The 13,053-nt window shown below is 73.6% G+C and carries 10 protein-coding genes; 2 read left to right on the top strand and 8 right to left on the bottom strand.

Features of this window, described 5'->3' with window-relative positions; all coding sequences use genetic code 11:
- Positions 1-21: 21 nt before the first annotated feature.
- From SJY07_RS07165 to SJY07_RS07130, 8 genes are all read right to left on the bottom strand, one after another.
- Complete coding sequence (locus SJY07_RS07165) at positions 22-840, bottom strand: alpha/beta fold hydrolase (RefSeq protein ID WP_380158033.1); 819 nt, start codon at positions 838-840, stop codon at positions 22-24.
- A 136-nt stretch (positions 841-976) separates the two neighbouring features.
- On the bottom strand, positions 977-1,375 hold the full coding sequence (locus SJY07_RS07160; protein ID WP_380158031.1) for a hypothetical protein: 399 nt from the start codon (positions 1,373-1,375) through the stop codon (positions 977-979).
- 162 nt (positions 1,376-1,537) lie between these two features.
- A complete protein-coding gene (locus tag SJY07_RS07155) occupies positions 1,538-4,408 on the bottom strand; it encodes an EAL domain-containing protein (RefSeq protein WP_380158029.1) in 2,871 nt (956 codons plus the stop codon).
- 74 nt (positions 4,409-4,482) lie between these two features.
- The gene (gene wecB, locus SJY07_RS07150; protein ID WP_380158027.1) at positions 4,483-5,586 is read right to left on the bottom strand and encodes a non-hydrolyzing UDP-N-acetylglucosamine 2-epimerase; all 1,104 of its coding nucleotides are present in this window, start codon (positions 5,584-5,586) and stop codon (positions 4,483-4,485) included.
- Entirely contained in the window at positions 5,579-6,454 is an 876-nt protein-coding gene (locus tag SJY07_RS07145; protein WP_380158025.1) for a hypothetical protein, read from the bottom strand. The genes wecB and SJY07_RS07145 overlap by 8 nt, the downstream gene beginning before the upstream one ends.
- A gap of 11 nt (positions 6,455-6,465) precedes the next feature.
- Positions 6,466-7,866, bottom strand: a complete 1,401-nt coding sequence (locus tag SJY07_RS07140; protein ID WP_328294944.1) for a glycosyltransferase family 2 protein — start codon at positions 7,864-7,866, stop codon at positions 6,466-6,468.
- Positions 7,859-8,425, bottom strand: coding sequence for a hypothetical protein (locus tag SJY07_RS07135; protein WP_328294945.1), 567 nt, complete (start codon positions 8,423-8,425; stop codon positions 7,859-7,861). Before SJY07_RS07135 ends, SJY07_RS07140 begins: the two co-directional genes overlap by 8 nt.
- Positions 8,422-9,414: a hypothetical protein gene (locus tag SJY07_RS07130; RefSeq protein ID WP_328294946.1), complete on the bottom strand. Its 993-nt coding sequence runs from the start codon at positions 9,412-9,414 to the stop codon at positions 8,422-8,424. Before SJY07_RS07130 ends, SJY07_RS07135 begins: the two co-directional genes overlap by 4 nt.
- Before the next feature lie 119 nt (positions 9,415-9,533).
- On the opposite strand from SJY07_RS07130, the gene SJY07_RS07125 reads away from it, so the two are divergent.
- Together SJY07_RS07125 and ahcY are read left to right on the top strand one after the other, a co-directional pair.
- Positions 9,534-11,429 carry an ATP-binding protein gene (locus tag SJY07_RS07125; RefSeq protein WP_380158022.1) on the top strand — a complete coding sequence of 632 codons (1,896 nt, stop codon included), beginning with the start codon at positions 9,534-9,536 and terminating at the stop codon, positions 11,427-11,429.
- Between the two features lie 111 nt (positions 11,430-11,540).
- Complete coding sequence (gene ahcY, locus SJY07_RS07120; protein ID WP_380158020.1) at positions 11,541-13,004, top strand: adenosylhomocysteinase; 1,464 nt, start codon at positions 11,541-11,543, stop codon at positions 13,002-13,004.
- The last annotated feature ends 49 nt before the right edge of the window (positions 13,005-13,053 follow it).

Genomic DNA, 13,053 nt, shown 5'->3' with positions numbered 1-13,053 from the left:
AAACGCTCCACTCCGCAGACGTCAGCCGGCGAGCCAGGCCAGGACGTCGCGGTGCAGGGCGAGCTGGTAGTCGCCCTGGATGCCGTGCGGGGCACCCTCGTAGACCTTGAGGGTCCCGTCCTTCACCAGGGTGATCGACTTCTTCGCCGCGCCGTCGATGGGCACGATCTGGTCGTCGTCGCCGTGGCAGAGCAGGATCGGGACCTCCAGGGCCTTGAGGTCGTCGGTGAAGTCGGTCTCGGAGAACGCCTTCACGCAGTCGTAGGCCGCGACCAGGTTCACCAGCATCCCCTGGCGCCAGAAGTCGTCCTTGTCGCCCTGGGACACCGCTCGGCCGTGGTTGGCGCCGAAGAAGCTCTCCGACAGGTCCTGGTAGAACTGCGAGCGGTCGGCGAGGACCCCGGCGCGGATCCCGTCGAACACCTCGATCGGCAGCCCCTCCGGGTTGGTGTCGGTCTTCGCCATCAGCGGGGGGACCGCGCCGAAGGTGACGACCTTCGACACCCTGCCGTTCGCGTACTTCGCGGCGTACTTCACGACCTCGCCGCCACCGGTGGAGTGGCCCATCACGACGACGTCGTGCAGGTCGAGGGACTCGATCAGCGCCGCGAGGTCGCGGGCGTAGGTGTCCATGTCGTGGCCGTTCGCGGTCTTCTCGGACCGGCCGTGGCCCCGCCGGTCGTGGGCGATGACGCGGTAGCCGGCGTCGGAGTAGACCTTGAGCTCGACCTGCCAGGCGTCCGAGCTCAGGGGCCAGCCGTGGCTCAGCACGATGGGCCGGCCGGTACCGGCCTCAGTGTAGTAGATCTCGACACCGTCGGGAGTGATGAAGGTGGGCATGCGGCGCAGCATGTCGGGGAACCGACCGGCCCGTCCAGACCCACCGCCGAGGGCCGGGCGCCGTCCGCGTGCCGGTCCAGGAGTGTTCACCGAGCCGGTGCCGAGACGTCGCCGCAGCGTTCGGCCGACCGTCGGGTCAGCGGGCGGGCCGGGTCGGGTCGAGGGTGCGGGAGGTGACCCGGCCGAACTCGTCCACGATCACCTGCGTGGTGCGGCGCCGGGCGGCGCGGACACGGGCGACGACCAGCCAGACCGGCAGCCAGCAGCCGAGGCTGCAGATCGAGCCGATGAGGTGGCGGCGGTGGGAAGTGGTGCGTCCCCAGCGGACGACCGCCTGGTGCGCGCCCGCCGACTCCACCACCGCGCCCTCCGCCTGCCAGCGGCGCAGAGCGAGGTGGAGCACCCGGGCCCGCTCGACGTCGCCCGAGAGCAGGGGCGGCGCCTCGGGGACCGGGTCGGAGGATCCGGCCCGGCCGGTTCCGCCGACGACCCGTGCGTCGCCTCGCGACGGCTTCCAACGTTCCAGCAGGGACAACGCGGTTCTCCGATGTCTAGCAGTTCCAGACCTTCTGCTAGATGTTTCGGGAAGTGGTTGCGCATTCTTGAGGTGCTGCCAACCCCCTCCGGGATCGGCGCGCGAGAGGTCGTGGACTCGACGGGACGCCGAGACGTCAGCGCCGCGCCCCCGCGCACACCGTCAGCCCGCGGCGTGGACCGGTGTCGCGCTGTCCGCCACCGGAGCGGTCAGCTCACGGGCCGCCCGACCCGCGATCGCGACGGCGGTGGTGCGCAGCACGGGGTCGAGTTCGTGCTGCGGATCGCGCCAGACGGCGACCAGCACGTGGCTGACGCCACCGTGGCCGGTGGTGACGGGGACGGTGAGGATCGCCGCGGCCCCGAGGTGGCGGGTGAGGTCACTCTCCTCCAGGCTGCTGGTCGCGGCGTCCGGCACCCACACCGGGCGCCCGGTGGCGATCGAGCGGGCGACGGCGCTGCGTCCGGTGAGGTCGAAACCGACCCGGGTCAGCAGGTGGGGGTCGACGTCGCCCCGGTGCTCGAGCAGTTGCCACGGCCCGGCGCCCGACGGCGCGGGGTGCACCACGAGGCTGTGGTCGGGCCGGAGCAGCTCGTGGACCGCGGTGGCGAACGTCGCGACCACCCGGTCCGGGCCGGGGACCCGGTGGTGTCCGTCGTCGAGCTCGGCCACCGCTCGCAGCATGTTCCGCGCACCGTCGAGCCGGTCGGCGACGTCGATCCCGGCGAGGTGGTCGGCCACCACGTCGGCGAGCAGCTGCAGCTGGCTGCGCTGGAGGTCGCTCGAGGGCAGCAGCCCGCGGTCGTAGGCGCACAGGACGCCCAGGACCCGCCCCGCCGCGTCGATCACCGGGGCCCCGACGTAGTGCTGGATCCCCGCCCGCGAGGCCGAACCCCCCGCGCCGCGCCCGTCGGTCGAGGGGTCGAGGTGCAGGACGTCGTGCTGCTGCACCGTCCAGGCGCAGGGGGTGCCGTCACGGGGAGCGAGGGCGGTCTCGTGGCCGTGAGGAGCCAGCAGGTGCACGTGCTCCTCGGTGACGACGTTGAAGCTGGCGAACTGCGTCCCGCTGACGGCGGCGGCCAGGGCCGTGATGCTGCTCAGCACCTCCGCAGAGCTGCGGGCGGAGCGCAGGACGGTGTGGGCCAACTGCACCCGCTCCTCCTCGTCGGCGCCGCGAGGGGCCGGCACGGGTTCCGTCGCGGAAGGGGCTCCGGAACCCACGGGGGCGCTCGGGAAGACGTCGGCGGCCGGGACCGGCCGGGCGAAGTGGAACCCCTGCAGGACGTCGGCGCCCAGGGCGTGGATGAGGTCGGCGGTGGAGGCGTCCTCCACGCCCTCGGCGACGACCTCCATCGACAACCGGTGGGCGAGGTCGACCAGGGCCCGCACGATGGCGGTGTCGGCGGGGACCTGCGCGGCGGCGGCCACGAAGCAGCGGTCGATCTTCAGTTCGTCGACCTCGAGCTGGCGCAGCATCGTCAGCGAGGTGTAGCCGGTGCCGAAGTCGTCGAGGGAGATGCGCGCCCCGGCGGCGCGCAGGTCGGCCAGGACGGCGCCGGCGCCCTCGGGGTCGCCCAGCAGGGCGCTCTCGGTGACCTCCAGGGTGAGGACGCCGTCGCCCAGGTGGTTCTCGGCGATGGCCCGGCGCACCGCGTTGAGCAGCGCGGGGTCGGCGAGGACCACGGGGGAGACGTTGACGGACATCCCGACGTCGTGGCCGTCCGCGCGCCAGGCGGCGCACTGGGCGGCGGCGGTGCGCAGCACCCAGTAGGTGAGGCCGACGATGGCCTGGCTGCGTTCGGCGAGGGGGATGAACGCGCCCGGGCCGAGCAGCCCGCGTTCGGGGTGCTGCCAGCGCACGAGGGCCTCCACGCCGACGGTGCGGCCGGTGCCGGCGGCGACGAGGCGCTGGTAGTGCACCCGCAGCTGGCCCGCCTCGACGGCGGCGGGCAGCTCGGCGTGCAGGCGCAGGGCGTCGGCGTCGAAGGCCGCCTCGCCCTCGGCCACGGCGACGTGCTCCTGGTCGCCGGCGGCGCGCACCGCCGCGACGTCGGCCAGCGCGAGCAGCTCCTCGACCTCCCGGCCGTGCTGCGGGGCGCACGCCACACCGATCGAGACGTCGGGGCGCACCGTCAGACCCTGGCCGGGACCGTCGCCGCTCAGGACGACGTGCTCGCGCAGCACGTCGAGCAGTACCCGTCCCTCGGCGCGGCACGTGCTGGTGGCCTCGCCCGAGCCGTCGAGCTCGGCGGGGCGCACGACGGCCAGGGAGTCCTGGTCGATGCGGGCGACGACGGCGCCCGGCAGGTCGGCGGCGCGGCGGGCGCACTCGGCGATGACCTCCTCGGCGGCGGCGGGACCCAGGGCCAGGCGCAGGTCGCGCAGGTCGTCGAAGTGGGCGACGCTCACCGTCGCCTGCCCGGCCAGACCCTCGCTCGCCTGCAGCTGTTCGGCGCAGCTCTCGAACAGCCCTCTGCGGTTCAGCAGTTCCGACCCGCCGTCGCGACGGGCGCGGCGTGCGGCCAGGGACAGCAGCGAGCGGACGCCGAGGACCGGCAGCACGGTGGTGGCGGGCAGGACGGCCAGCCACCCCGCGACCTGGCCGGGGTGCCCGGAGGCGAGGAGGGCGGTGGGCAGCAGCAGGAACGGCAGCGCGGTGGCGGCGAGCATGCCGCGCACCGAGCGCAGGAACGGGATGTGCGCCGCGGTCGCGCAGTAGAGCGCGACGAACACACCGACCGCGGGCGAGCCGTCGGCGGCGTAGACGCCGACCGAGGTGGTCACCGCCGCGCCGACGAGGGCGGCCCGGTGGCTGAGCAGCGGCCACGCGGGGACGAGCAGCAGTCCCGCACCACTGAGGAGACCCGAGACGGCGATCGTGAGGATCACCCCGTCGTGCACGCCGGTCCAGCCGGGCAGCAGCGCGACGGAGGCGGTGATGAGGCTGGCGACCAGGTACTCGACCGCCACGAGGCGGCGCCCGGGTCCTCCGTCGCCGAGGTCGACGATCGGCTCGCGCTGCTGACTAGTCACTATCTAGAAGTCGGGTGGTGGAGCGCCGTCCTCCATGCTCCGTCCGGGTGAACTGCGAACGGTGAACGGCCGGGTCAGGCCGTCTGGGGCGTGAGCGCCCCGCCCCGGGCCAGGGTGGCGATCCGCTGGGAGGCCAGGCCGTCGCCGTAGGGGCTGGGGGTCGCCGCCAGGCGGGCCAGCACCTGCGGGGAGGACATCCGCTCGGCGTGCTCGACGAGGTGCTCGGGCTCGCTCAGCACGGAGAACCCCGCGGCCACCGACTCGGGACGTTCGGTGCTGGTCCGGACGACCACGAGCGGCTTCTTCAGGACCGTGACCTCCTCCTGCAGCCCGCCGGAGTCGGACACCAGCAGCGACGCGCTGCGGGTGAAGGCCAGGAAGGTCCGGTAGTCCACCGGGGGCAGCACCTGCACCGCGGCCGGGACCGCCGTGCCCCAGGTGGCCAGCGCCTTGCGGGTCCTGGGGTGCAGCGGCAGGGCCACGGGGGAGCCGAGACGACCCAGCCCGTCGAGCAGTGCGCCCAGCCGCGCCGGGTCGTCGGTGTTCTCCGGACGGTGCACCGTGGCCAGCACGAACCGTTCCGGGAGCCCGTGCGCGGCGAGCAGGCGGGCACCTTCCGCCTCGTCCGGGAGCAGGTTCGCGACCGCCTCCACGATGGGGTTGCCGGTCACGAAGACGGCCTCGGCGGGCACGGCGCCGTCGAGGAGGTTGCGTGCGTTCTCCGGGGTGGCGGCGCAGTGCACGTCGGCGAGCGCCGACACCAGCAGGCGGTTCGTCTCCTCCGGCATCGCCCGGTCGTGGCTGCGCAACCCCGCCTCGACGTGCACGACCGGGATCCCGAGGTAGTGCCCGGCCTGCGCACCGGCGTTGGTCGTGTTCGTGTCGCCCTGGACGACGACGGCTCGCGGACGGCTGCGGGTGAAGAGCTGCGAGAGCTGGTCCACCATCGTGGCGACCTGCTGGGCGCGGGTGCCGCCGCCGACGCCGGTGAGCGCCGGGGCCGTGACGGGCAGGCCGCAGGAGCGGAACACCGCATCGGTGAGCTCGGCGTCGTAGTGCTGACCGGTGAAGACCGGGTGCCCGTCCGCCCCGAGCGCGAGCAGGACGGGGGCCAGCTTGATGATCTCGGGACGGGTGCCGAAGACGACGGCGACCTTCCCGGTGAGGTTCTCAGCCACGGCTCCCGCTCCTCGCGCTCAGGGCGTGCAGGACGGGACGGCGGAAGCGCCAGCCGAGCACGGCGAGCGCCGCGGCGCTCAGCGGTGCGGCGGGTCCGGGGAGGGCGTTGGTGGGGACGGTCTTCGCGTTGGCGCCGCAGGTGACGGTGCCGATGCTCGCGTAGACCGTCTTGCCGAGGACGACGACCTTCAGGGCGTTGACGGTGATGCTGCCGGCGGTGGGCCTGGTCGTGGCCCGGGTCAGGACCTGCGCGACGGGGAGGCCGGCGAGGCTCAGGTCGATCCCGCTGTTCTCGGCCGCGGTGGCCGAGACGTTCGTCGTCCCTCCGCCCAGGCCGAGGACGGTGGCCGAGACCCCGAGGAGCTTGACCGAACCGGTCGTCACGCCCGCCGACGTCGCGGTGCAGGTGGCGAGGACCGCGTCGGCCTTGATGACCACGAGGCCGCCGACGGTGAGCTGCACGCCACCCGGGCCGCCCCCGGAGGGGGTGCACTCCCCGTCGGCGCCGACGGTGATCGTGCCGCCGGCCCCGACGAGGCCGGCGCAGGCCGCGGACGATCCGTCGGCCCGGGCGACCGCGGTCTGCGCGAGGACGCCGGCGGAGATGCCGCTCTGACCGTTGAGCACGCTCAGCGCCGGGGTCGCCCCGCTGTTCTGGGTGGCCTGCGACCCGGAGTTGCTGGCGGTCCCGGTCCCGGAGGTGACAGCGGTGCCTCCCAGCAGACCGACCGTGACGGCGCTGGCGGTGGCCACCGAGGTGTCGGCCGCGGCCGACGTCGCGGTCGCCAGGCCGAGGGCGGCTGCACCGGCGACACCGGTCACCAGCAGCCGCCTCCACGCACGGCGGGGGGAGTTCGTCTCGTCCATGGTCCTGCTCCTCAGCTGCTCGGGAGGGGTGAGGGGATCGGGGTGTTCGCGACGGGCCGGTCGTGGGTCCGGGCGGTCTTGTGCCACTCGGTGTGGCCCTTGAGGACGCGGAACAGCGCGCGCCAAGCGCAGATCTGCAGCAGGTAGCCGTAGCCGATGTTGGCCACGGCCATCCACAGCGCCCCGCGCCGGGTGACGAACGTCCCGCAGTGGCTGCGGTAGAAGAACCCCCACAGGGCGTGGGGCAGCACCCCGAAGAGCAGGCCCAGCGGGATGAGGCCCCAGGCCCCGGCCAGCAACCACCGGTCGGCGCCCTGGGGGTCGCTGAAGGCGTAGTAGAGGGTGACGATCGAGGTCAGCGGGAACACGACGCTGCCGAAGACCTGGGAGAACGGGACCCACATGTAGTGCGCGATCTCCAGGGCGCCGGAGATGGAGATGCGCTCGGAGTTCAGGACGCGCCACAGGTAGCGCAGGCACTGGATGTTGCCCTGCGACCAGCGGGTGCGCTGGCGCAGCAGGGGTCCCACCTCGCTCAGGCCGTCCTGGGCGACGAACGTGTCGTGGCAGTACTCGGTGCGGTGCCCGGCCAGCAGGACGTGCAGACCGAGTTCGAAGTCCTCCAGCAGGGCTCCGTGCCACGGCGTGCCGTTGTCGCGGGCGACGTCGTCGAGGGCGGTGAGGCGGGTGAACTGCCCGTTGCCGCCCATCGCGACGCTGCCGGTGCGCCGGCGCAGGAACTGCATCGCCGCGATGGGGCCGGCGAACTCCAGGTCCTGCAGGCGCACGAGGACGTGGTCACCCCGGGTGCGGGCCCGGGAACCGACGAGGCGGTCCAGGTCGGTCCCGACGAGGGCGTCGACGTCCTCGGTGATGCGGACCTGGACCTGCACCGCCCCCACCGTCGGGTCCCCGAACAGCGTCGGGCCGGCGACGACGTCGGGGCAGAACTGCTCCAGGCGCCCGTCCGCGTCCACGACACCGACGACCACGCGGGAACGGTCGCCGTCTGCGGGAACTTCCGCGCAGATCCGCCGGTAGGCGTCGTTGAGGGCTTCGCCCTTGCCCTTGCGGGCCTCCGGGGGGCGGCGGCTGACGACGCGGACCTTCTCGTGCCGGGTCGCCAGCCAGGTGATCAGCTCGTGGGTGTGGTCGCGGGAGTCGTCGTCGATGCACCACACGGTCGCCTCGGGGAAGTTGTCCAGCAGGTGCTGGACGGTGCCCACGATGACCGTCTCCTCGTCCAGGCAGGGGATGAGGATGTGCCAGTCGAAGTCCGCGCGGTCACCGAGTTCCACCTCGCGGTTGCGCAGGAAGGGGCGCAGGACGGTGATGACGTAGCTGAGGAACAGCACGCACAGCACGAAGGCGGCGGTGTTCAGCAGGGCCAGGCCGAGGTGGACGCTATCCACGGCGCACCACCCGCGAGCCCCGGGTCAGCAGGACCAGGAAGGTCAGGCCGCCGGCGACGACGCCCACGGTGCTGACGATCGATCCGGCCAGGACGTGGGTGACCCCGTAGCCCTGCTCCACGCCCCAGAGGTGCATCCCGGTGGCGATGGTCAGCAGCCGCAGCTGGTTGACCGCGGCCACCACCAGGGCGGCGACGCCCAGGGCGCCCAGGGTGACGACGGCCGGCATCCGCCGCACCGGCAGGAGCATGGCCGAGACGAGCACGAACGGCACGAGCAGCACCACGGCGCTGCACCCGATGGTCACGGTGTGCCCGACGAGCAGCCCGTCGATCCGGTAGAGGGCGTTGTCGTCCACGCAGCGGGCGTCGGGACCCCACGTGCTGCGGACCAGCAACGCCGAGACGCACGCCTCGGTGTGCCGGACGGCGCGGTCGTGGGCCAGCAGCACCACGGTGGCCACCAGCAGCCCGAGGGTGAGGACGCAGCGCACCGGGCCGATCTCGTGCAGGACGCCGGCGAGCCGCACGGTGCGGGGCACGGGCGCGGCGGCGCTCACGCGGGGCCCCCGTCGCGGCGGGCGCGGTAGAGGCGCTGCTCGGCCAGGGTCCACACCGCGCTGAGGTCGCGGGCCTCCCCGGAGGCCGCCCAGGCGGTGGTGGCGTCGAACCCGGCGGCCCGCAGGTGCGCGGCCACCACGCGCCCGACCGCGTCGACCTCCTCGGACTCCGCGTCGGGCAGGATCGCGCCGAACTGACGGGCGGTGAGCCGGGAGACGGTCGCGTCGGGCAGCGCCCGCACGACGGTCTCGGTGGCCTTCTGGAGGCGCCGGGAGGAGCGGACCCGGCCCAGGTCGACCACGAGGAGGGCGACCGGGACGGCGCGTTCCACGCTGCGCCGGTCCTCCTGCTGCAGCAGCGCGCCCCAGCCGACCCGGCTGGACAGCTCCGTCACCCGGTCGGCGGCGTCGACGCGCACCGAGCGCCGCTCCGTCTCGCGCTGGGTGTCGTCCGCGGCGACCTCGGCAGCCAGGGCCTGCGCGAGCAGCTCGGCGAAGGCCCCCATGAGGCTCTCCACCGCCGGCCCCACGGCCACGTCGGGGCGGGAGCTCCACCCGGCCATCGTCCCGAGCAGGCGACCGTGGTCGTCGCGCAGCGCGGTGCCGGCGTAGGCGGTCATCCGCAGCGCGATCGCCGCGGGGGCTCGCACGTAGTTGGGCACGAGGGTGATGTCGGGGGCGACCGCCGGCCCGAGGCCGTTGACCATGCGCCGGCACACCGTGTCCGACCAGGGGACGCGGTGTCCGACGTGCACGCCGGTCGCCTCGCCGGACACCGCCAGCGGCAGCACCGCCGGCCCGTCCAGGCGCCCGAGGTACCACGTGTCGAGGCCGGTGCTCCCCGCGAGGGCCTCCACCACCTGTCGAGCGCTGCGGCGCAGCGACGTCCCGGTCGCGGTGCCGGTCGCACGGGGGCGGGGTCGGGTGCGGAGCACCGACGTCCCCGGTGCCGGGACCGCGGCGCGGCTTGCCAGTTCGACCATGCTCACGGAGGAGGCATCGGCCCACGGGGAGGGGATCCTGATGCTCCGAACGTGTAGTAGAAGTTCCCCGGGCAGGTGTTAGAAGAAGGAGTGCAGGGTCACCGTGGGAATGCCGATGGGATGGGGTGACCGACACCTCCGCAGGGACCAGCGGGTCCCGCCGTCGCCTCCTGGTCCACCGCGCCGCCGTGCTCGGCCTCCCCCTCGCGCTGCTCGGCGGCGGGATCGGGGCGAGTGCCGTCGTGAGCGGGGTGCTGCAGCGGTCGGGGGCGGAGCACGCCCGTCTCGCCACGGACGCGGCCGCCGCCGAGGAGGCCGCCGCCCTGGGCGACGCGGTCCGCACCTACACCAGCACGCTGGAGTCGCTGGCGACCGTCGTGGGCGACCAGCCGGCGCTCACCGACGACGACTTCCAGGACCTCACCGCCACGATGACCTCGCTGCCCGGGGTGGCCAACCTGACCTACACCGTTCCCGTCGCCGACGACCCGCAGGCCGTGGTCCGGGCGCAGCAGGAGCTGCGGGCCCAGCTCGGGACGCAGCTCAGCCTCAAACCCCAGCCCACCACGATCGGTGAGCACCTCTTCGTCGTCAGCTACCGCGCGGTCGACGTCGTCGGTTCGGCCCTCGGCGCCGACGCGGCCGCGGTCCCGCAGATCGCGGTCGCGGCGACCGAGGCCCGCGACAGCGGTCGGGTCACCGTGACGGCCCCCTACGTCCTCCTCGCCGACCGCGTCCTCCCGGTCGAGCAGCAGCAGCAGTCCGTCCTCTTCATGGCCCCCGTCGTCGGCGGTCCCGGCCAGGCCGACCGGGGCGTCTTCCGCGGCTGGGTCTCCGCCTCCTTCCGCACCGGCACCGTCCTGCGGTCCACCGCCGACCGGCACACCGCCGACCAGTCGGGTTCCCTGGGGGCGAATCTGACGCTGTGGGACACCACCGACGCGGCCGGCCCGCAGCGGCTCGCCACCGTCGATCCCGGGACCGCACTGGCGGACGTCTCCTCCGGTGCCGACGTCATCGCCGCCTCCCGCCGCTGGCGGTTGCAGGTGACCCCCACCGGGCGCGCCTACGCCGAGGAACTCGGCCACGCCCCGTCCGTCGCCTTCACCGCGGGCAGCACCGCGTCGTTGCTGCTGGCGGCCTTGCTGTTCTCGGTGACCTCCGGTCGCGAACGCGCCCGGCGCCGGGTCGAGCAGGCCACCGCGCAGCTCGCCGACGAGGTCGTCTCCCGCCGCCACAGCGAGGAGTCCCTGCGCACCCGCGAGTCGGAGCTGGGCGCCTACACGACCGTCGTCGCGGACCGGTTGCGCCTGCCCCTGGCGCGGCTGACCGCTCTGGCCGCCGCCTCGCGCGAGACGGAGACGTGGACGGCCGCCGACTGGCAGGACCGCCTCGACGCCGTCGACCACCGCCTCGACCGGGCCCGCCGGCTCGTGGACGACCTGCTCCTGTACGCCCAGGTCAGCGAGACGGCGCTCACCGAACGCGCCGTCGACCTCTTCGCCACCGCGACGCTGGTCGCCGACGAGCAGGAGGCCCTCACCGCCCACCTGCCCGAGGACCTGCGACCGCGGATCGAGGTCGGGCCGCTGCCGGAGGTGGTCGGGGAACCCTGGCTGCTGCACCAGCTGCTCGCCCGCCTGGTGGACAACGCGGTCGTCCACGCCCCCGCCGGGCAGGCCGCCGTGGTCACCCTCGGCGCCGAGCTGACCGGTTCGCGGTTCCGCGGGGAGGTGTGGCGCATCGAGGTCCGGGACCGGGGCCTGGGTGTGCCCCTCGAGCAGCGCGCCGGCGTCTTCGAGCCCTTCGCGGGGGAGGACGCCGACGTCGAGCTCGGCGGCAACCACCTCAGCCTCGCCATTTGCCGCCGCATCGCGCTGCGCCTGGGCGGGGACATCGGCGTGGAGGACGACCCGCGCGGGGGCAGCGTCTTCTGGTTCACGCTGCCGGTGCGCAGCACGGCCGGGGTCCTCACGGCCCCGGTCGCGGCTCCCTCGACGGCGGTCCCCGCGCTCGGCTGAGCGTCCGCGGGCCGGGCGCGTACCCTGGGGGGAGCTCCGGCGTCCGGTGATGCCGAGTGGCCCAGAGGGGCCGCGCCGGGAGACCGTCACAGACCGCACGAGAGGACAACCATGTCTTTCGAGTACCAGGTCCGGGACCTTTCCCTGGCCGAACCCGGACGCCACGAGCTGCGTCTGGCCGAGCACGAGATGCCCGGGCTCATGGCGCTGCGCGCCGAGTTCGGCGAGGCCCAGCCACTGGCCGGCGCCCGCATCGCAGGGTCCCTGCACATGACGGTGCAGACCGCCGTCCTCATCGAGACCCTCGTCGCCCTCGGCGCCGAGGTCCGCTGGGCCAGCTGCAACATCTTCTCCACCCAGGACCAGGCCGCCTCGGCGATCGTCGTGGGCGCGGGCACCGTCGAGGAGCCCGCCGGCGTCCCCGTCTTCGCCTGGAAGGGGGAGACCCTCGAGGAGTACTGGGCGCTCGCCGACCGGATCTTCGACTGGGGCACCGACGCCGAGGGCCACCGCATCGGCCCGAACATGATCCTCGACGACGGTGGCGACGCCACCATGCTCGTCCTCGAGGGCAAGCGCTTCGAGGCCGCCGGGGCCGTCCCCGCGACGACCGAGGAGGACTCCGAGGAGTACGCGGTCGTCCTCGAACTGCTCCGCAAGAGCATCGCCGAGGACCCCGAGCGCTGGACCCGCATCGCGGCCCAGATCCAGGGCGTCACCGAGGAGACGACCACCGGGGTGCACCGCCTCGCGGAGTACTTCCGCAACGGCGTGCTGCCCTTCCCGGCGATCAACGTCAACGACTCGGTGACGAAGTCGAAGTTCGACAACAAGTACGGCACCCGCCACTCGTTGATCGACGGCATCAACCGCGGGACCGACATCCTCATCGGCGGCAAGACGGCCGTCGTGTTCGGCTACGGCGACGTCGGCAAGGGTTCCGCGGAATCCCTGCGCGGCCAGGGTGCGCGCGTCGTCGTCACCGAGGTCGACCCCATCAACGCCCTGCAGGCCGCGATGGACGGGTTCCAGGTCGTCCGCCTCGAGGACGTCGTCGAGACCGCCGACATCTTCATCACCGCGACGGGCAACAAGGACGTCATCATGGCGGCCGACATCGCGAAGATGAAGCACCAGGCCCTCGTCGGCAACATCGGTCACTTCGACAACGAGATCGACATCGCCGGTCTGGCGAAGATCGCCGGGGTCGAGAAGATCGAGATCAAGCCGCAGGTCCACGAGTGGCGCATCCCCGCGGGCGAAGGCGTTGCCGCGCACAGCATCATCATGCTGTCCGAGGGCCGCCTGCTGAACCTCGGCAACGCGACGGGGCACCCCAGCTTCGTGATGTCGAACTCGTTCACCAACCAGGTCCTCGGCCAGATCGAGGTCTTCACCAAGCCCGCGGAGTACCCCGTCGGCGTCCACCGCCTGCCGAAGCACCTCGACGAGAAGGTCGCGCGCCTGCACCTCGACGCGCTCGGCGTGCACCTGACGGAACTCACGAAGTCGCAGGCCGAGTACCTCGGCGTCGACGTCGAGGGTCCGTACAAGTCCGACCACTACCGGTACTGAGTCCTCACCCCCGGTGTGACGCCCGGCACCCCTCGCGGGGTGCCGGGCG

Source organism: Kineococcus sp. R86509, assembly GCF_042466365.1.
Lineage (GTDB): Bacteria > Actinomycetota > Actinomycetes > Actinomycetales > Kineococcaceae > Kineococcus.
The sequence above is the reverse complement of the archived record's forward strand: the minus strand, read 5'-3'. Positions and strand labels throughout refer to the sequence as shown.

Coding starts and splice junctions, on each gene's coding strand:
- SJY07_RS07145 (WP_380158025.1), bottom strand. CDS start 6,454: ATGGACGAGACGAACTCCCCCCGCCGTGCGTGGAGGCGGCTGCTGGTG.
- SJY07_RS07165 (WP_380158033.1), bottom strand. CDS start 840: ATGCCCACCTTCATCACTCCCGACGGTGTCGAGATCTACTACACTGAG.
- ahcY (WP_380158020.1), top strand. CDS start 11,541: ATGTCTTTCGAGTACCAGGTCCGGGACCTTTCCCTGGCCGAACCCGGA.